Raw genomic sequence first — 18061 nt, forward strand, 5'->3', positions numbered from 1 at the left:
CATCCATCCCGAGAGGCCCGCATGTCCGACCACCGCCGCCGTACCCGCATCCTCGCCACCCTCGGGCCCGCGACCGACGCGCCCGGTGTCCTGGACGCGCTGCTGCAGGCCGGGGTGAACGCGGTGCGCCTGAATTTCTCGCACGGCGATCCGGCCGACCAGGCCGCGCGTGCGCAGGCGGTGCGCGAGGCCGCGCAGCGTGCCGGCGTCGAGGTCGGCATCCTCGCCGACCTGCCCGGGCCGAAGATCCGCGTCGAGCGTTTCGCCGAAGGTCGCGTGGCGCTGGTTGCCGGCGCGCGTTTCGACCTGCTGGCCAGCGTGGACGCGCCCCTCGGCACGCAGCACGAGGTCGGCGTCAGCTACCTCGGCCTGCCCGGCGACCTTGCGCCCGGCGACGTGCTGATGCTCGACGACGGCATGGTGCAGCTGCGCGTGGAGCGCATCCAGGGTCCGCGCATCGTCACCGTGGTGCTCAACGACAGCGTGCTGTCGGACCGCAAGGGGCTGAACAAGCTGGGCGGCGGCCTGTCGCTGGGCGCGCTCACCGAGCGCGACCGCGAGCTGATCGCCGTCGCCGCGGGCATCGGCGTGGATTTCATCGCGGTGTCGTTCTGCCGCAACGCCGCCGACATGGACGAGGCGCGTGCGATCGCGCGCGCGCACGGCTCGGATGCGGCGATGGTGTCGAAGGTGGAGCGCGCCGAGGCGATCGAGAACCTCGGCGAAGTGATCGATGCCAGCGACGTGGTGATGGTGGCGCGCGGCGACCTGGGCGTGGAGATCGGCGACGCCGAGCTGCCGGGCCTGCAGAAGAAGATCATCCGCGAGTCGCTGGCGCGCGGAAAAGTCGTGATCACCGCCACGCAGATGCTGCAGTCGATGGTCGACAGCCCGATGCCGACGCGCGCGGAAGTGCTCGACGTCGCCAACGCGGTGATCGACGGCACCGACGCGGTGATGCTGTCGGCCGAGACCGCGGCCGGCAGTTTCCCGGTGCGTGCGGTGGAAGCGATGGCGCGGATCTGCGTGGGCGCCGAGCGCCAGTTCGCGCACGACACCGACTTCGAGGCGGCGCAGCGCAACCTCGAACGCGCCGACCAGGCGATCGCGATGGCGGCGATGTTCCTGTCCGAGCACATCGGCGTGCGCGCGATCGTGGCGATGACCGAATCCGGCGGTACCGCGCGCTACCTGTCGCGCTACCGCTCCGGTGCGCCGATCTACGCGTTCTCGCGCCACGATGGCGCGCGCCGGCGCATGACCCTGATGCGCGACGTGTTCCCGATGGGCTACGACAGCCGCGGCCAGACCGCGCTCGAAGCCGGCCGCGGCAGCGTGCGCGCGCTGGTCGAGGCCGGCCTGCTGTCGGTGGGCGAGCGCGTGGTGTTCACCAGCGGCCAGCACATGGAGACGCACGGCGCCACCAACACCCTGCGCCTGCTGAAGGTCGGCGAGCAGGGCCACGCCGAGGGCCTGGGCGAGCTCTGAGGCCGCGCGCGGCGGCCCCGCGGGTGGCGAACGGCTATAATCGCCGGCCCTTCCCGTGCAGGACGCCAACACCATGAGCATCGAACAGCTTGCCGAAACCGCCCTCGCCATGGTCGCCCCCGGCAAGGGCATCATCGCGATCGACGAATCCACCGCCACCATCGCCAAGCGTTTCGCCGGCGTGGGCATCGAGAACACCGAAGAGAACCGCCGCGCCTACCGCGAGCTGCTGCTCACCACGCCGCGCCTGTCCGAGCACATCAGCGGCGCGATCCTGTTCGACGAGACCATCCGCCAGTCGACCAAGAGCGGCGTGCCGTTCGCGAAGTACATGTCCGACAACGGCATGATCCCGGGCATCAAGGTCGACAAGGGCACCCACGCGCTGGCCGGTTTCCCGGGCGAAGTGGTCACCGAGGGCCTCGACGGCCTGCGCGCGCGCCTCGAGGAGTACTACAAGCTCGGCGCGCGCTTCGCCAAGTGGCGCGCGGTGATCAACATCGGCGAGGACGTCCCGTCCGGCACCTGCATCGAGGCCAACGCCCACGCGCTGGCGCGCTACGCCGCGCTGTGCCAGGAGCAGGGCCTGGTGCCGATGGTCGAGCCGGAAGTGATCATGGACGGCAACCACGACATCGAGACCTGCTACGAGGTGAGCGAGGTCACGCTGCGCGCGCTGTTCGATGCGCTGTACAACCAGAACGTCGCGCTCGAGGGCACCATCCTCAAGGCGTCGATGGTGCTGCCGGGCAAGGATTGCGAAGAGCAGGCGTCGGTCGAGGATGTCGCCGAAGCCACCCTGATGTGCCTGAAGTCGTCGGTGCCGGCCATCCTTCCGGGCATCGTGTTCCTGTCGGGCGGCCAGAGCGACGAGGACGCCACCGCGCACCTCGACGCGATGAACCGCCTGGGCCCGAACCCGTGGCCGCTGTCGTTCTCCTACGGCCGCGCGATGCAGTCGGCGGCGCTGCAGCTGTGGTCGAAGGACCTCACCGGCAACTACGCCAGTGCCCAGCAGACGGTATTCGCCCGCGCCCGCGACAACGGCCTGGCGGCGCTGGGCCAGTGGGGCGACAACGACTGACGCCGGTCGTCATTCGCTCAAAGAAAACGCCGGCTCACGCCGGCGTTTTTCTTGGGCCCTGTGGTGGCCGTGAGGCCGTGGCGGCTCATGTCCCCCGGCATCCGCCTGGCGGCGGATGCCTCCTCCTTGACTTCCCCGCCACGGCCTCCCGGCCACTGCGGGGCTGGGTGGCGCTGTGGGCGCCGGAGAGCAAAGGCCAGGCCGAAGCGCACTGCACTGGATCGCGGGGTGTGCCTTTGAGCCACCGCGTACTGCGGCGTACCGGGTGCCAAGGCCCTTGAGGGCGAAGTCAAGGAGGAGGCGATGGCCGCCAGGCCATCGCCGGGGGACATGAGTCCTCAAGGGCCTTGGTAGCCGGCACCCATATCAGCGCCGCGCTTTCGCTCGAATCGCGAAAACGCTTCGCGGGATATGTCGAGCAGGAGAGCTCAGGGCAGCCCCGCCAGCCACTCGTCATCCGATCCTTCGCTGACGCCCTCGAACAGAGGCGTGGAGAAGTAGCGCTCGCCGGTGTCGGGCAGCATCGCCAGGATCACGTCGCCGTCGCGCGCGGTCTTCGCCACCTCGAGCGCCGCGGACACGGTTGCGCCGGCCGAGATGCCGACGAAGATGCCTTCCTCGGCGGCGAGCCGGCGCGCGGTGGCGATGGCATCGGCGTCGGCGACCGACAGCACCTGGTCGGCGACATCGCGGTTGAGCACCTCGGGCACGAAGTCCGGCGTCCAGCCCTGGATCTTGTGCGGCGAGAATTCCTTGCCCTGCAGCAGCGCCGCCACTTCCGGCTCGCAAGCGGTGACCTTCACTTCAGGGCGTGCGAGCCGCAGCATCTCGCCGACGCCGGTGAGCGTGCCGCCGGTGCCCCAGCCGGTGACGAAATGGTCGAGCCGGCGGCCGGCGAAGTCCTGCAGGATCTCGGCCGCGGTGGTGTTGCGGTGCCAGGCGGGGTTTGCCGGGTTGGTGAACTGGCTGGCAAGGAACCAGCCGTGTTTTTCGGCGAGTTCCCGGGCGCGGCGCACCATGCCGCTGCCGCGCTCGGCGGCCGGCGTGAGAATGAGCTTGGCGCCATACGCGCGCATCAGCTTGCGGCGCTCGATCGAGAACGAATCCGCCATGGTGGCCACGAACTTGTAGCCACGCGCGGCGCAGACCATCGCCAGGGCCACGCCGGTGTTGCCCGAGGTCGCTTCGACCACGGTGTCGCCGGGCTTGAGCACGCCGCGCTTCTCGGCGTCCAGGATGATGGCGATCGCCAGCCGGTCCTTGACCGAGCCGCCGGGATTGAACGATTCGATTTTCGCGTAGATGTCGACGTTGCCAGGCGCGATGCGGTTGAGCCGCACGACCGGAGTGCTGCCGATGGTGTCGAGGATGCTGTCGTGGATCATGGCGTCGTCCTGGAGGGGAGGGGACGGGGCCGGCAGCGCTGGCCCGCGATGCAGCCACAGAGTGCGCCCTAACGCACGGGCGTGCCAGCGGTTGACAGCGACAGCGCGGCCCGCGCGAAAGTCTGATGGCACACGTCCCGGTCATCGGCACCCCGTAGAATCCCGCGATTGACCCACCGTCGTGCGTGAAGATGCCCTGTTCCCCGATTTCCAAGCCGTTCCTGCGCTGGCTGCCGGCCGCGCTCGCACTCGCCCTCGCTGCCTGCGGAGGGCAGGATGCCCCGGCGGCGCGCACCGAGGCCGCCGTCATGGTCACCACGGCGACCGTGGCGATCCGGCCGTTCAACGACCGCATCCGTGCGCTTGCCACCGTCAATGCGCGTGAATCGGTGGACGTCACCGCCAAGGTCAGCGAGACGGTCGACCGCGTGCATTTCGAGAGCGGCGATGAAGTGGCCGCCGGTGCGCCACTGGCGACGCTGAGCGGGCAACAGCAGGACGCCGCGCTGGCAGCCGCGCGCGCCACCGCCAACGAGGCCGACCGCCTGTACCGCCGCCAGCAGGAACTCGCCGCGCAGCAGCTCATCGCGCGCGCCTCGCTCGATACCCAGGGCGCCACGCGCGACAGCGCGCGTGCCCAGGTGCGGCAGATCGAAGCCAACCTGCGCGACCGCGTGATCCGCGCGCCGTTCGCCGGCGTGCTCGGCATCCGCCGGGTCAGCCCCGGCGCGCTGGTGACGCCCGGTACGGTGATCGCCACGCTGGATGACATCGCGCGGGTCCACGTCGACTTCCCGGTGCCCGAGGCGCAGCTTGGGCACGTGGCGGCAGGACAGCGCGTCACCGGCACCAGCAGCGCATGGCCTGGCCGCGCGTTCGAAGGTGCGGTGAGCATCGTCGATTCGCGCGTCGACGCGGCGACGCGCGCCGTCACCGTGCGCGCCGACTTCGCCAATGCCGAACGCCTGCTGCGCCCCGGCATGCTGCTGCAGGTGGAGCTGGAGCGACCGTCGCGCGATGCACTGCTGGTCCCCGAGATCGCCATCGTCCAGGTGGGTCGCGACTCGTTCGTGTATCGGGTGAAGGCGGATGACACCGTCGAGCAGGTCATCGTCGGGATCGGCGCGCGCGACGCCGGCTACGCCGAAGTCACCAGCGGGCTGGCCGCCGGCGACCGCATCGTCGTCGACGGCACCGGCAAGCTGCGCCCCGGGCTCGCCGTCCGCGAGGCGGCGCCGGCGTCCGCCACGCCGGCACGCGCCGCCGAGCCCGCTGGATCCACGGAAGCCGGCGATCCCGCCGCCGCGGCACCGGCCGGGACCTAAGCGCGATGAGCCTGTCCGAACTGTCGATCCGCCGCCCCGTGTTCGCCACGGTGATGAGCCTGATGCTGATGGTGCTGGGCGTGCTGGCGTTCTCGCGCCTGACCCTGCGCGAGCTGCCGGCGATCGACCCGCCGATCGTCTCGGTGGATGTCACCTATCCCGGCGCCTCGGCGGCGGTGGTGGAGACGCGCATCACCCAGGTGCTGGAAGACGCGCTGTCCGGCATCGAGGGCATCGAGACCATCCAGTCGCGCAGCGTCAACGGGCGCTCCGCGGTGACGCTGGAGTTCACCCTGCAGCGCGACATCGAGGCCGCGGCCAACGACGTGCGCGACGCGATCAGCGGCGTCGCCGACCGCCTGCCGGACGAAGCCGACCCGCCCGAGGTCGAGAAGGCCGACAGCGATTCGGACACGATCATCTGGCTCAACATGAGCTCCAGCAAGATGGACACGCTGGAGCTGTCGGACTACGCCGACCGCTACATCGTCGACCGGCTGTCGAGCCTGGACGGCGTGGCCCAGGTGCGCATCGGCGGGCGCCAGCGCTATGCCATGCGCGTCTGGCTGGACAGCGCGGCGATGGCGGCGCGCGGCATCACCCCGGCCGACGTCGAGACCGTGCTGCGCGCGGAGAACGTGGAGCTGCCGGCGGGACGCATCGAGTCCGAGACCCGCGACTTCACGCTGCGCGTCGAACGCGGCTACACCGAGCCCAAGGACTTCGCCGCGATCCCGCTGCGCAAGGGCGACGACGGCTACGTGGTGCGGCTGGGCGATGTGGCCGAGATCGAGCTGGCCTCGGCCGAGCGGCGCGCGTATTACCAAAGCAACGGCGCGCCCAACATCGGCCTGGGGATCATCAAGACCTCGACCGCGAACGCGCTGGACGTGACCCGCGCGGCGCGCGCGATGGCAGTCGAGATCCAGAAGTCGCTGCCCGAGGGCACCGACATCTTCGTGGCCTACGACGACACGGTCTTCATCGAGGAATCGATCAAGCGCGTGTACTGGACGCTGGCCGAAGCGATCGCGCTGGTGCTGCTGGTCATCTGGCTGTTCCTCGGCAGTTTCCGCGCGGCGCTGATTCCCGCGGTCACGGTGCCGGTGTGCCTGCTGGCGGCGTTCATCCCGCTGCTGCTGTTCGGCTACTCGATCAACCTGCTGACGCTGCTGGCGCTGGTGCTCGCGATCGGCCTGGTGGTGGACGATGCGATCGTGGTGCTGGAGAACATCCAGCGCCGCGTCGACCTGGGCGAGCCGCGGCTGGTCGCCTCGGTGCGCGGCACGAAACAGGTGGCGTTCGCGGTGATCGCGACGACCACGGTGCTGGTCGCGGTGTTCCTGCCGGTCGGGTTCATGGAAGGCAACACCGGGCGCCTGTTCCGCGAGCTGTCGGTGGCGCTGGCCGGCGCGGTGGCGCTGTCGGCGTTCGTGGCGCTCACCCTGACGCCGATGATGGCCTCGAAGATGGTCCGGCCGCATTCGGAAGAAAAGTCGAACCCCGTGAACCGCTGGTTCAACCGTCGCCTCGAGGCGGTCAGCAGTGGCTACCAGCGCCAGCTGCAGCGGCTCGGCGGCATGCGTCCGCGGTCGACGTTGGGCCTGATGCTCGCGGTCATGGCGCTGTGCGTGGGCGCGATCGTCGGCCTCGGCCAGCTGGTGCCGTCGGAACTCGCACCCGCCGAGGACCGCGGCTCGTTCTTCGTGTCGATCGTCGGCCCCGAGGGCGCGGGCTACGACTACACCGTGGAGCAGATCCGCGAGGTGGAGAAGGTGTTCGCCGCACGCGTGGCCGGCGAGGACAACGCCATCCGCCGTTTCAACAGCCGCGTGCCCGGTGGCTGGGGCGCGGGCGAGGAGATGCACACCGGCAACGTGATCGTGTTCCTCGAGGACTGGGACAAACGCGACCAGTCCACGGCCCAGGTCGCCGAGTCGCTGCGCACCGAGCTCGACCAGCTCAGCGGCGTGCGCGCGCAGCCGCGCGTCGGCGGTGGCCTGGTGGGCAGCCGCGGGCAGCCGATCCAGCTGGTCCTCGGCGGGCCGGAATACGCGGAGATCGCGCGCTGGCGCGACCTCGTCATGCAGCGCATGGAAGCCAACCCGGGCATGTTCTCGGTCGACTCGGACTACAAGGAGACGCGCCCGCAGATGCGCGTCAACATCAACCGCGAGCGCGCCGCCGACCTCGGCATCAGCGTGACCTCGATCGGGCGTGCGCTCGAGACCATGATGGGCAGCCGCCAGGTCACCACCTTCGTGCAGGAAGGCGAGGAATACGACGTGCTGGTGCAGGCCGGCCGCGCCGGGCGCGCCGCGCCCGCCGACCTCACCGCGATCCAGGTGCGCACGCGCGACGGCGCGCTGGTGCCGCTGTCCAACGTGGTCACGCTCAGCGAGCTGGCCGAAGCCGGCAGCCTCAACCGCTTCAACCGCATGCGCGCCATCACCATCACCGCCGGCCTCGCGCCGGGCTACAGCATGGGCGAGGCGCTCACGTTCCTGGACGAGGTGGTGCGCACGGAGCTTCCGGACTACGCGCAGGTCGACTGGAAGGGCGAGTCGCGCGAGTACCAGAGGGCCGGCGGTGCGGTGCTGCTGACGTTCGCCCTTGCACTGCTGGTGGTGTACCTGGTGCTGGCGGCGCAGTTCGAGAGCTTCGTACATCCGTTCGTGATCATGCTCACCGTGCCGCTGGGCGTGCTCGGCGCGTTCATCGGGCTTGCCGTGACCGGCGGCACCTTGAACCTGTTCAGCCAGATCGGCGTGGTGATGCTGGTCGGGCTGGCGGCGAAGAACGGCATCCTGATCGTCGAGTTCGCCAACCAGCTGCGCGACTCCGGGCGCAGCATCGCCGAGGCGATCGTGGAATCGTCGGTGGTGCGCCTGCGGCCGATCCTGATGACCGCGATCTCGACCATGATGGGCGCGCTGCCGCTGGTGCTGGCCGGCGGCCCTGGCTCGGCCAGCCGCGCCACCATCGGCGTGGTGGTGATTGCCGGCGTCGCGTTCTCCACCCTGCTGTCGCTGTACGTGGTGCCGGCGTTCTACTCGCTGCTGGCGCCGTACACGCGCTCGCCGGATGCCGTCACGCGCCAGCTCGAGCGCGAACAGTCGCAGGTGCCGCCGGTGGGCGGGCACGCGTGACGGAGCGTTTCGCGATCGACGCGTAATCAGTGAGAATCCCCGGGTGCCCGCTTTCCGGCGGGCCGACAATCGAACCGGGGAGTCGCGAGTGGAACAGATCGTCACCACCATCAACGGGCTGGTCTGGAGCCCGCTGCTGATCATCCTTTGCCTGGGCGCCGGGCTGTACTTCACCATCCGCACGCGCTTCATGCAGATCCGCGGCTTCACCGAGATGGTCAAGCTGACCTTCAGCGGCAAGAGTTCGCAGGCCGGCGTGTCGTCGTTCCAGGCGCTGTCGATGTCGATGGCCGGGCGCATCGGCATCGGCAACATCGCCGGCGTGGCCACCGCGATCGCCTTCGGCGGGCCCGGCGCGATCTTCTGGATGTGGGTGATGGGCTTCCTGGGCGCCTCGACCTCGTACATCGAGTCGACGCTGGCGCAGATCTACAAGGAAAAGGACAACGAGGGACGCTACCGCGGCGGCCCGGCCTACTACATCGAGAAAGGCCTGGGCATGAAGTGGTACGCGCTGGCCTTCGCGCTGGCCACGCTCATCGCCGCCGGCCTGCTGATGCCGGGCGTGCAGGCGAATGCCATTGCCGACAGCATCGCCAATGCCTGCCAGGGCGGCGCGCTCTGCGGTGACCTGACGGGCACCTGGTTCGGCATGGACTCGCGCCTCGCGCTCAAGGGCGGCATCGGCGTGGTGGTCGCGCTGCTGCTGGGCGTGATCATCTTCGGCGGCGTGAAGCGCATCGCGATGTTCGCCGAGATCGTGGTGCCGTTCATGGCGATGGCCTACATCCTCATGGCCGTCGTGGTGATGATCATCAACCACGAGCTCGTGCCGGGCATGTTCCGCACGATCTTCAGCAGTGCCTTCGGCATGCATGCCGGGTTCGGCGCGATGCTCGGCCTGGCGGTGGAGTGGGGCGTCAAGCGCGGCGTGTACGCCAACGAGGCCGGCCAGGGCACCGGCCCGCACGCGGCGGCCGCGGCCGAGGTCTCGCACCCGGCCAAGCAGGGTTACGTGCAGGCGTTCGCGATCTACTTCGACACCATGCTGGTGTGCACGTCGACCGCGTTCCTGATCCTCGCGACCGGCATGTACAACGTGGTCGACCCGAACGGCGGCATGCTGCACGAGGCGCTGCCCGGGATCGAGGCCGGCGCGGGATACGCGCAGCACGGCATCGAGTCGGTGCTGCCCGGCTGGGGCGCGGGCTTCGTGGCGATGGCGCTGTTCTTCTTCGCCTTCACCACCATCATGGCCTACTACTACATGGCCGAAACCAACCTCACCTACCTCAACGGCCACCGCACGCGGCCGTGGGCCACCGGGCTGCTGCGGGTGGCGATCCTCGGCATGGTGGTGTTCGGCGCGGTGCGCAGCGCGGACCTGGCGTGGACCTTCGGCGACATCGGCGTGGGGATCATGGCCTGGCTCAACATCATCGCCATCCTGCTGCTGCAGAAGCCGGCGCTGATCGCGCTGCGCGACTACGAGCGGCAGAAGAAGCTCGGCCTCGATCCGGTGTTCGACCCGGACGCCGTCGGCATCGCCAACGCCGATTTCTGGCGCAACAGGAGCTGACATGACGAGTCGCTGGCCTGGCGGGAGCGGACCCCCGGGGCGCAACAGCCCCTGGCGCGCGGAGCCGAAGCCCGGGAAGGGTGGCGGCCCGCGCGAGGAGCGTGCGCCCGCAATCCCGGCAGCTACCGGCGACGATGCGTCCGCGCCGCCGCCGGAAGCCACCGGCGAGCTGCGCCTTTACGGCTTCAATGCCGTGCAGGCGGCGTTCGCGCGTCGCCCCGACGCGATCCGCAAGGTCTACCTGGCCGAAGCGATGATCCCGCGCCTGCAGCCGCTGCTGAAATGGTGCGCGGCGCAACGCATCGGCTACCGGATCGTCGCCGAGGACGACCTGCGCCGGCTGGCCGCAAGCGCCCACCACGAGGGCGTGGTGGCCGACGTGCTGCGTGAGCCGCCGCTGTCGCTGGCCGCGTGGCTCGAGACGCTGCCTGCCGGTCCGCAGTGCGCGCTGTGGCTGGACGGCGTGGGCAACCCGCACAACCTCGGCGCGATCCTGCGCTCGGCGGCGCATTTCGGCGTGGCCGGCGTGCTGCTGCCGAAAACCTCGCCGCTGGCGCTGTCCGGTGCCGCCGCGCGCGTCGCCGAAGGCGGGGCCGAGGCGGTGCCGTTCGTGCGCCTGGGTCGCGACGACAACGCGATCGCGCAACTGCGCGGCGCCGGCTTCGCGCTGGCGGCGACCGTCGTGCGCGGTGGCGATGATGTCTTCAAGGCGACGCTGCCGCAGCGCCTGGTATTCGTCATCGGTGCGGAAGGCGAGGGCATGTCGCCGGCACTCGCCGCGGCTTGCGACCAGCGCCTGTCGATCGCGGGCACGGCGGCGGTGGAAAGCCTCAACGTGTCGGCGGCGACCGCGGTGTTGCTGGCACGCTGGTGGCAGTCACGCTGAGCCGGCTGCACCGGCGACAGCGCGTTGTCGCCGGCGCGGGCGGGGCCGATCAGGGCACCCTGGGCGCGCTGCCGAAACCACCCTCCGCCTCGGCTGCGAGGTAGGCCATCACCGCCCATGCCGCGGTGTTCTGCGCCAGTGCCGCGGGATCGATCTTGTCGAGCGTGTCGTCGGGCGTGTGGTGGTAGTCGAAGTAGTCGCTGCCGTCCTGCCCGAGCCACGCCCACGCTGCGCCCTGCGCCGCGATCGGGCCTACGTCGGGGCCGGGGCTGCCCTTGTCGGAGCGTTCGATGCCCAGCGGCGCCAGCGCTTCGGCGATGCGCGCCTCGGCGGCGTCGGCGTGCGCCGGGGCGCCGGTGTTGAAGGCGTAGATGCGGCCGGCGCCGAAGTCGCTTTCGGCCACCAGCTGGTGGCGCGCGATGTCTGCGGCATGCGCCGTGGCATAGGCCTTGCCGCCGTGCAGGCCCTGCTCCTCGTTGGCAAAGGCCACCACGCGGATGCTGCGCGCCGGACGCTGCCCGAGGCCCGCGATCAGCTTCGCCGCGGCCATGGTGATGCCGATGCCCGCGGCGTCGTCGACGGCGCCTGTGCCCAGGTCCCACGAGTCCAGGTGCGCGCCAAGCAGCACCACTTCATCAGGCAGGCTGCGCCCGGTGATCTCGCCGATCACGTTCTGCGAGGTGTATTCGCCGTCCCAGCCGCAGTCCAGCGCCAGGCGCAGGCGCACCGGGCCGCGAGCCAGCAGGCGGGCGAGCTGGTCGGCGTCGGGCACCGACAGCGCGGCGGCGGGCACCGGTGCCAGGCCGTCGTCGAAGCGGGTGATGCCGGTATGCGGGTTGCGGTGCGAATCGGTGCCGGCCGAACGCATCAGGAAGCCCACGGCGCCGGCGCGGATCGCGGCCGAAGGCCCGCGGCTGCGCACGCGTCCGCCCGGGCCGTAGCCGCTGCCGTCGCGCGCGCGCTCCATGCGGTAGTCGACGAACGCCAGCTTGCCGGCGAGCGAGCCGGCGGGCGCGGCCTCCAGCGCGGCCAGGTCGGCGAAGCGCACCACCTCGGCATCCACGGTGCCCGCCGGGCTGCCGCCGAGCGCGGTGATGGTGAGCGGCTGCGCGCTGGCGCCCAGAACCTCGGCGCGCTCGCTGCGCCGCTCCCACTTCGGGAAGGTCACGGGCTCGGTCCAGACGCGGTCATAGCCGAGCTCGGCGAATTTCGCCTTCGCCCACTCCACCGCGCGCGCGTCGGCCTCGCTGCCAGCCAGGCGCGGACCGATCTCGGTGGTCAACGACTCGGTGATGTCCCACGACAGGGTGCTCTGCAGCGCCTGCGCGCGCAGCTGTGCGGCGACGGCCATCGCCGCGTCGTCGATACGCGTCGTGGCGGGTGTCGGCACGGGCCCGGTGGTGGCCCCGGCGGGCAGGGCGGTGACCGCGGTGATGGCCGCGGCGAGCAACAACGGAACCAGGCGCATGGCGCTCCACATCGTGAAAACAACAGGGCCACGAGCTTAGCAACCCGTGGCCCCGTGCCGATGTGCCGCAGGTACCGGCCTGCGCCGCGCTGGCTACCTCTGCAGTGAGTTGCGGATCTCGCGCAGCAGCAGGATCTCCTCGCTCGGCTCCGCCGGCGCGGCTTCCGGCTTGCGGCTCATGCGGTTGATCGCCTTGACCACCATGAAGATCGCGAACGCGATGATCACGAAGGTGATCAGCGCATTGATGAAATTGCCGATGCCGATCTGCACCGCGGGCACCACCTCGCCGGCCGCGTCGACCGTGGCGGCTTTCAACGTGATCGCAATGCTGGAGAAGTCGACACCACCGATCAGCAGGCCGATGGGCGGCATGATCACGTCCTCGACCAGCACGGTCACGATCTTGCCGAACGCCGCGCCGATCACCACGCCGACGGCGAGGTCGATCACGTTGCCGCGCATCGCGAATTCCTTGAACTCGGACATCATCCCCATTGCGGTCTCCTGATGGTTACGGCGGGTGCCGCGATCAGGGTACACGCGCCGCGGCGATGCGGCAGCGCAGCACGATGGCGTCGTCCAGGCGCGCCTCGCATACGTCGCCGGGGTGCAGCGCGGCCACGCCCGCGGGCGTCCCCATGAACACCAGGTCGCCGGCGCGCAGCGCGTTGAGGCGCGAGAGCTCGTGGAGGATGTCCGGCACGTCCCAGACCAGGTCGGACAGCAGCCCTGCCTGGCGCTCTTCGCCGTTGACGGCGAGCGACAGCCGGCGCGACGCGAGCTCGCCGATCGCAGCCGCGGGCACCAGTTCGCTGACCGGTGCGGACTCGTCGAAGGCCTTGCCCGTATCCCACGGCAGCCCGGCCTGCTTGGCCGCGGACTGCAGGTCGCGGCGCGTGAGGTCCAGGCCAACGCCGTAGCCGAACACGAGCTGTGCGGCCTGCTCGCGATCGAGGATGCCAGGCGGGGCGTCGCGGGCCAGCGCCACCACCAGCTCCACCTCGTGGTGCAGGTCGGCGGTGGCGGGCGGGTAGTGCACCACCTCGCCGGTGACCAGTGCATCGGCCGGCTTCATGAAGAACACCGGCTGGCCGCGCGTGGCTTTCGAGGCGGCCACCGCGGCGCCCATCTCGCGGGCGTGGTCGGCGAAATTGCGGCCGACGCAGTACACGCGCCGCACCGGGAAAGTGCCGCCGCCGCGCACGGCCAAGCGCGCCTGGGCAGGCGCGGGAATCACGTCGGTCATGGGATATCCGTCAGTGGGTGGCGAGCCAGCGGCCGGCGGCCGGGCTCAGGCGGGCTTGTCGATCACGCGGTATTCGGCATCCACCACGCGGCCGCCACGGGCCTGTGGCTTGCCGCGCTGCAGCCAGACCCGGCGTGCCAGCCCGATGGCGAGCATGGCGCCACCGACCACCACGCCCACCGCCAGCAGGACCAGCAGCAATGCCACGCCGAGCAGCCCGAGCGCCACGCGCAGCAGGGGATGCCTGGGCTTGCGCGGTGCGAACAGGTCGCGGAACTGGCTGGCGTCGAAACGGGCGTGGGCGCTGCGGAAGGTGCTGTTGATCATGCGGTAATGCCAGAATGCGATGCGATGAAGATGCGACGAGTATCGGCGGCACGATGTCGAAAGATGTAAGCGAAGCGTTAATCGGATCCGCTGCAGGGCACGCCACCGCGCTGCGCACGCTGGCCTCGATCGCGCCAGGCGGCTTTGCCGAGGGCGAGGGCTTGGTGGACGGCGAGATGGATTCGATCATCCTCCACCGCGATGACGCCGACGGCGTGCGCGCCTGGCTCAATATCTGCCCGCACGCCGGCCGCCGGCTCGACTGGGCGCCGGGGCAGTTCCTCAAGGCGAAGGACGGACAGCTGGTGTGCGCGGTGCATGGCGCCACGTTCGAGACCGTCCGCGGCGCATGTACTGCCGGGCCCTGCCGAGGCGAATCGCTGCGCGCGGTGGCCGTGGTGGTGCGCGACGGCATGGTCCATCTCGCCGACTGAGCCGGCGGCGGGACGCGTGGTCAGAAGATCAGGTTCACCATCACCACCACCACCGCGATGTACGCCAGCGAGAGCGGGGCGCCCACGCGCCACAGGTCGCGCGCGGTGTAGTTGGCGGGGCCGGCGATCATCGACATCACCGGGTTGGACTGGGTGACCAGGTTGTTGGAGGCCGACAGGGCCACGATCAATGCGAACGCGGTCGGGTCGCCGCCCGCCGCCAGCGCCAGGTTGATCGCCAGCGGCACCATCACGATGGTCGCGCCGACGTGGCTGATGACCAGCGAGAACGCCGCCGTCAGCAGCGCGACGGTGAGCTGGATGGTCCACACCGGAAGTCCTTCCGGCAGCTGTTCGATGGTGTGGCCGGCAATCCACGCCGCGGTGCCGCTGGAGTCCATCGCCCAGCCCAGCGGGATCAGGCAGGCCATCAGGAACACGGTCTTCCAGTTGATGGCGCTGTAGGCCTCGTCCATCTTCAGCACGCCGCAGACCAGCATGCCGGCCACGCCGGTCATCAGCGCGATCGAAGTGGGAAGCTTCGAGCCCAGCGCGATCAGCATGGTCACCGCGAAGATCGCCATCGCGATCTTGAACTTGTGCGGGCGCTGCTCGCCCTTCGGATAGTCGGTGACCACCACGAAGTCGCGGTTGGCCGCGGTCTGCGCCAGGTCCTGCCAGATGCTGTGCAGCACCAGCATGTCGCCGGCGCGCAGCGGCAGGTTGCGGATGTTGTCGCGAAGCACGTCCTTGTCGCGGTTCACCGCCAGCAGGCTGATGCCGTAGTTCTTGCGCAGCGCGAGCTCGGCCTGGGTCTTGCCGATGAACTTCGACGTTGGCGGAACCACCGCTTCGGAGATGCCGGCTCGGCTCGGGTTGAACAGGTCCCCGAACTCGCGCAGCCGCGTGGACATGCGCAGCATGTTGTTCTGCGCGAAGTCCGCGACCTGCTGGCGCGCGCCCATCGCGCCGATCACGCTGCCCACCCAGATGCGCGCGTCGGCCGGCGGCGCCAGCCGCGAATCGTTGCCGGTCTTCAGGGCGAGCAGCAGCGGCGCGCCGTGCACGGTCTCGGCCTCGCCCAGCGCCATGCCGACCAGCGGGCTGTCGGCGCTGACGGTGAGTTCGAACACGTCGCCCTCGATGCCGTAGGCGCGGGCGAAGTAACTCTCGGTGCGCGCCGGCGTGACGCTGCCGTCGCCCTTGATGCTGTCGCCAAGCAGGCGATCGCCGAAGAAATGGAAGTAGGCCAGCGCGATCAGCAGCAGCGCCAGGCCGATCGGCAGCGGCGCGAACATCGGCAGCGGCTCCAGCGTGGCCACGCCGGACGGCAGGTTGGCGTTGGCCGCGACCAGCAGGTCGTTCAACAGGATCAGCGGCGAGTTGCCGACCATGGTGAGTGCGCCGCCCATCACGATGGCGGCGGCGATCGGCAGCAGGAAGCGCGACAGGCCGAGCCCGGTGCGCGACGCCAGCCGGGACGCGACCGGCAGGTACAGCGCCATCACCGACGGGTTCTGCATGAAGGACGAGTTCAGGCCGGCGACCGCCGACGTGTACAGCAGCAGCTTCTTCTCGACGCCCTTGGAGCGCCGCAGCAGCCAGGCGGCGAGGCGGTTGAGCGCGCCGGTGCGGTCCAGGCCGGTGCCGAGGATCATCGTCGCGATGATGCTGATGACCGCGTTGGACGAGAAGCCGTTGAAGATGTCCTCGGGCGCCACCAGTCCGGTCAGGCCGAGTACCACCAGCGCCACCAGCGCCACCAGGTCGACGCGCACGCGCTCGAACAGGAACAGCACCATCACCATCGCGACCAGCCCGAGGACGAGCTTCATGTCCGTGGTGAGGGCGAGGGTTTCCATGTGCCGGCGTCAGCTCCCGTCCCTGTCGTACAGCAAGTCCCAGACGCCGTGTCCCAGGCGCTGGCCGCGAGTCTCGAAATGGGTCTGCGGGCGCCACTCCGGACGCGGCACGTGGCCGCGTGGACCGGCGCGGTTGTGCAGTCCCACGGTGGCGTCGAGCACGTCCCACATCTGCTCGGCATAGTCCTGCCAATCGGTCGCGAGGTGCAAGCGACCGTTGCCCGCAAGCTTGCGCACGAGCAGTGCGGCGAACTCGGGGTTCACCAGGCGACGCTTGTTGTGGCGCTTCTTGTGCCAGGGGTCGGGAAAGTAGATGCGCACTTCGTCGAGGCTGCCGTCGGCGATCTCGTTCTCGAGCACCTCGACCGCGTCGTGGTGGTAGAGGCGCACGTTGCCGTTGCCGTCCCCGGCGAGCGCGTTGAGCAGGCGGCCCACGCCCGGGGCGTGCACCTCGATGCCGATGTGGTCGCGCGCCGGATCGTGGGCCACCGAGTAGCGCAGCGCCTCGCCGTTGCCGAAGCCGATCTCGAGGATGCGCGGCGCCTTGCGCCCGAACACGGCATCGAAGTCGCGCGGTGCCGCGCTGTAGTCAAGCCCGAAGCGCGGCCACAGCGCGTCGAACGCGCGCTGCTGTGCCGGCGTGAACCGCCCCTGGCGCAGCACGAAGCTGCGCACGCGGCGGTTGCCGTCCTCCACGGTGAACGGTTTCGGCGGCGCCTTGGCGCCCGGGCTCGAGAACGGATCCACCGGTCAGCCGACGAGGCCGTCGACCGGCGACGAGGCGCTGGCGTAGCGCTTGCGCGGGATGCGCCCGGCGAGGAACGCGTGGCGCCCGGCCTCGACGGCCAGGCGCATCGCCGTGGCCATGCGCACCGGTTCGCGCGCGCCGGCGATGGCGGTGTTCATCAGCACGCCATGGCAGCCGAGTTCCATGGCGATCGCGGCATCGGACGCGGTGCCCACCCCGGCGTCGACGATGATCGGCACCTTGGCGTTCTCGACGATCTCCAGCAGGTTCCAGCGGTTCTGGATGCCGAGACCCGAGCCGATCGGTGCGGCCAGCGGCATCACCGCCACGCAGCCGATTTCCTCCAGGCGCTTGGCCAGGATCGGGTCGTCGCTGGTGTAGACCATCACGTCGAAGCCGTCGGCGACCAGCTGTTCGGCGGCCTTGAGCGTCTGCACCACGTCAGGGAACAGCGTGCGCTGGTCGCCCAGCACCTCGAGTTTGGTGAGGTTGTGGCCGTCGAGCAGCTCGCGCGCCAGGCGGCAGGTGCGCACCGCCTCTTCGGCGGTGTAGCAGCCGGCGGTGTTGGGCAGGATGGTGTAGCGGTCGGGCGGCAGCACGTCGAGCAGGTTCGGCTCGCCGGGCGACTGCCCGATGTTCGTGCGGCGGATGGCGACGGTGACGATTTCCGCGGCGGCGGCCTCGGTGGCGCGACGCGTCTCGTCGAGGTCGACGAACTTGCCGGTGCCGGTGAGCAGGCGTGAGCGGTAGCGCTTGCCGGCGATGACGAGGGCGTCGTCGCCAAAAGTGTCTGGGCTTGTCATCGCCGCATTATCGCGCAACTGCGGCGGCTTAGCCTCCGCCCAGCGCGTGCACGACCTCGACGCGGTCGCCGGCCTCCAGCAGGTGCGTGGGGTGCAGGCTGCGCGGCACGATCTCGCCGTTCACCTCCACCGCGACCTTGCGGCCGGCGAGTGCTTCGCGTTCGAGGAGTTCCAGCACCGTGGCCGGGCCGGGCAGTGCGCAGGGGGCGCCGTTCAACAGGATGTCCATGGCGCCATTGTCGCCAAGAGTGGCCCTGAATGCATGTCCCGCACC

16 protein-coding genes are annotated in these 18061 nt (G+C 70.2%); 7 read left to right on the forward strand and 9 right to left on the reverse strand.

The genetic code is table 11. The annotated features are described in order from the left end of the window. Positions 1 to 21: 21 nt before the first annotated feature. Together pyk and JGR64_RS02530 are read left to right on the forward strand one after the other, a co-directional pair. The gene (gene pyk, locus JGR64_RS02525; RefSeq protein ID WP_199374956.1) at positions 22 to 1488 is read left to right on the forward strand and encodes a pyruvate kinase; all 1467 of its coding nucleotides are present in this window, start codon (positions 22 to 24) and stop codon (positions 1486 to 1488) included. Positions 1489 to 1561: 73 nt separating this feature from the next. Further along, on the forward strand, positions 1562 to 2572 hold the full coding sequence (locus tag JGR64_RS02530) for a class I fructose-bisphosphate aldolase (protein ID WP_199374957.1): 1011 nt from the start codon (positions 1562 to 1564) through the stop codon (positions 2570 to 2572). Between the two features lie 428 nt (positions 2573 to 3000). Here JGR64_RS02530 and cysK read toward each other — a convergent pair whose 3' ends face one another. Continuing rightward, positions 3001 to 3957 carry a cysteine synthase A gene (gene cysK / locus JGR64_RS02535; protein WP_199374958.1) on the reverse strand — a complete coding sequence of 319 codons (957 nt, stop codon included), beginning with the start codon at positions 3955 to 3957 and terminating at the stop codon, positions 3001 to 3003. A gap of 191 nt (positions 3958 to 4148) precedes the next feature. Here cysK and JGR64_RS02540 point away from each other — a divergent pair, with 191 nt between their 5' ends. The 4 genes from JGR64_RS02540 (at position 4149) to JGR64_RS02555 (ending at position 10896) form a co-directional block, all read left to right on the forward strand. Further along, the gene (locus JGR64_RS02540; RefSeq protein WP_199374959.1) at positions 4149 to 5282 is read left to right on the forward strand and encodes an efflux RND transporter periplasmic adaptor subunit; all 1134 of its coding nucleotides are present in this window, start codon (positions 4149 to 4151) and stop codon (positions 5280 to 5282) included. A 5-nt stretch (positions 5283 to 5287) separates the two neighbouring features. Beyond that, positions 5288 to 8431, forward strand: coding sequence for an efflux RND transporter permease subunit (locus tag JGR64_RS02545; RefSeq protein WP_199374960.1), 3144 nt, complete (start codon positions 5288 to 5290; stop codon positions 8429 to 8431). A gap of 88 nt (positions 8432 to 8519) precedes the next feature. Continuing rightward, positions 8520 to 10010, forward strand: coding sequence for an alanine/glycine:cation symporter family protein (locus JGR64_RS02550; RefSeq protein ID WP_234446984.1), 1491 nt, complete (start codon positions 8520 to 8522; stop codon positions 10008 to 10010). Between the two features lies 1 nt (position 10011). Further along, positions 10012 to 10896, forward strand: a complete 885-nt coding sequence (locus JGR64_RS02555; RefSeq protein WP_199374962.1) for a TrmH family RNA methyltransferase — start codon at positions 10012 to 10014, stop codon at positions 10894 to 10896. A 49-nt stretch (positions 10897 to 10945) separates the two neighbouring features. Here JGR64_RS02555 and JGR64_RS02560 read toward each other — a convergent pair whose 3' ends face one another. The 4 genes from JGR64_RS02560 to JGR64_RS02575 form a co-directional block, all read right to left on the reverse strand. Further along, complete coding sequence (locus tag JGR64_RS02560; RefSeq protein WP_233348357.1) at positions 10946 to 12247, reverse strand: M28 family peptidase; 1302 nt, start codon at positions 12245 to 12247, stop codon at positions 10946 to 10948. Positions 12248 to 12457: 210 nt separating this feature from the next. Continuing rightward, positions 12458 to 12862, reverse strand: coding sequence for a large-conductance mechanosensitive channel protein MscL (gene mscL / locus JGR64_RS02565; RefSeq protein WP_199374964.1), 405 nt, complete (start codon positions 12860 to 12862; stop codon positions 12458 to 12460). Between the two features lie 34 nt (positions 12863 to 12896). Beyond that, the gene (locus JGR64_RS02570) at positions 12897 to 13613 is read right to left on the reverse strand and encodes a fumarylacetoacetate hydrolase family protein (RefSeq protein ID WP_199374965.1); all 717 of its coding nucleotides are present in this window, start codon (positions 13611 to 13613) and stop codon (positions 12897 to 12899) included. Between the two features lie 45 nt (positions 13614 to 13658). Next, positions 13659 to 13940 (reverse strand): hypothetical protein, encoded by a 282-nt coding sequence (locus tag JGR64_RS02575; protein ID WP_199374966.1) that lies wholly within the window; start codon positions 13938 to 13940, stop codon positions 13659 to 13661. A 53-nt stretch (positions 13941 to 13993) separates the two neighbouring features. Here JGR64_RS02575 and JGR64_RS02580 point away from each other — a divergent pair, with 53 nt between their 5' ends. Further along, positions 13994 to 14374, forward strand: coding sequence for a Rieske (2Fe-2S) protein (locus JGR64_RS02580; protein WP_199374967.1), 381 nt, complete (start codon positions 13994 to 13996; stop codon positions 14372 to 14374). Positions 14375 to 14394: 20 nt separating this feature from the next. Here JGR64_RS02580 and JGR64_RS02585 read toward each other — a convergent pair whose 3' ends face one another. Genes JGR64_RS02585 through thiS form a run of 4 tightly spaced genes read right to left on the reverse strand, consistent with a single transcriptional unit; the run spans position 14395 to position 18016 of the window. After that, on the reverse strand, positions 14395 to 16236 hold the full coding sequence (locus JGR64_RS02585) for an SLC13 family permease (protein ID WP_199374968.1): 1842 nt from the start codon (positions 16234 to 16236) through the stop codon (positions 14395 to 14397). Positions 16237 to 16245: 9 nt separating this feature from the next. After that, a complete protein-coding gene (trmB, locus tag JGR64_RS02590; RefSeq protein ID WP_199374969.1) occupies positions 16246 to 16983 on the reverse strand; it encodes a tRNA (guanosine(46)-N7)-methyltransferase TrmB in 738 nt (245 codons plus the stop codon). A gap of 3 nt (positions 16984 to 16986) precedes the next feature. Beyond that, positions 16987 to 17787, reverse strand: coding sequence for a thiazole synthase (locus JGR64_RS02595; protein WP_199374970.1), 801 nt, complete (start codon positions 17785 to 17787; stop codon positions 16987 to 16989). Positions 17788 to 17815: 28 nt separating this feature from the next. After that, a complete protein-coding gene (gene thiS, locus JGR64_RS02600) occupies positions 17816 to 18016 on the reverse strand; it encodes a sulfur carrier protein ThiS (RefSeq protein ID WP_199374971.1) in 201 nt (66 codons plus the stop codon). Between the last annotated feature and the right edge of the window lie 45 nt (positions 18017 to 18061).

Origin of the sequence: Luteimonas sp. MC1572 (genome assembly GCF_016615815.1) — a bacterium.
Taxonomy (GTDB): Bacteria; Pseudomonadota; Gammaproteobacteria; order Xanthomonadales; family Xanthomonadaceae; genus Luteimonas.

Bases quoted from the DNA above. Each gene is read 5' to 3' on its own strand.
- JGR64_RS02570 (WP_199374965.1), bottom strand. From the start codon at position 13,613: ATGACCGACGTGATTCCCGCGCCTGCCCAGGCGCGCTTGGCCGTGCGC.
- JGR64_RS02580 (WP_199374967.1), top strand. From the start codon at position 13,994: ATGTCGAAAGATGTAAGCGAAGCGTTAATCGGATCCGCTGCAGGGCAC.
- JGR64_RS02530 (WP_199374957.1), top strand. From the start codon at position 1,562: ATGAGCATCGAACAGCTTGCCGAAACCGCCCTCGCCATGGTCGCCCCC.
- JGR64_RS02540 (WP_199374959.1), top strand. From the start codon at position 4,149: ATGCCCTGTTCCCCGATTTCCAAGCCGTTCCTGCGCTGGCTGCCGGCC.
- JGR64_RS02545 (WP_199374960.1), top strand. From the start codon at position 5,288: ATGAGCCTGTCCGAACTGTCGATCCGCCGCCCCGTGTTCGCCACGGTG.
- JGR64_RS02555 (WP_199374962.1), top strand. From the start codon at position 10,012: ATGACGAGTCGCTGGCCTGGCGGGAGCGGACCCCCGGGGCGCAACAGC.
- JGR64_RS02585 (WP_199374968.1), bottom strand. From the start codon at position 16,236: ATGGAAACCCTCGCCCTCACCACGGACATGAAGCTCGTCCTCGGGCTG.
- JGR64_RS02575 (WP_199374966.1), bottom strand. From the start codon at position 13,940: ATGATCAACAGCACCTTCCGCAGCGCCCACGCCCGTTTCGACGCCAGC.
- thiS (WP_199374971.1), bottom strand. From the start codon at position 18,016: ATGGACATCCTGTTGAACGGCGCCCCCTGCGCACTGCCCGGCCCGGCC.
- JGR64_RS02595 (WP_199374970.1), bottom strand. From the start codon at position 17,787: ATGACAAGCCCAGACACTTTTGGCGACGACGCCCTCGTCATCGCCGGC.
- JGR64_RS02560 (WP_233348357.1), bottom strand. From the start codon at position 12,247: ATGGCCGTCGCCGCACAGCTGCGCGCGCAGGCGCTGCAGAGCACCCTG.
- pyk (WP_199374956.1), top strand. From the start codon at position 22: ATGTCCGACCACCGCCGCCGTACCCGCATCCTCGCCACCCTCGGGCCC.
- mscL (WP_199374964.1), bottom strand. From the start codon at position 12,862: ATGGGGATGATGTCCGAGTTCAAGGAATTCGCGATGCGCGGCAACGTG.
- cysK (WP_199374958.1), bottom strand. From the start codon at position 3,957: ATGATCCACGACAGCATCCTCGACACCATCGGCAGCACTCCGGTCGTG.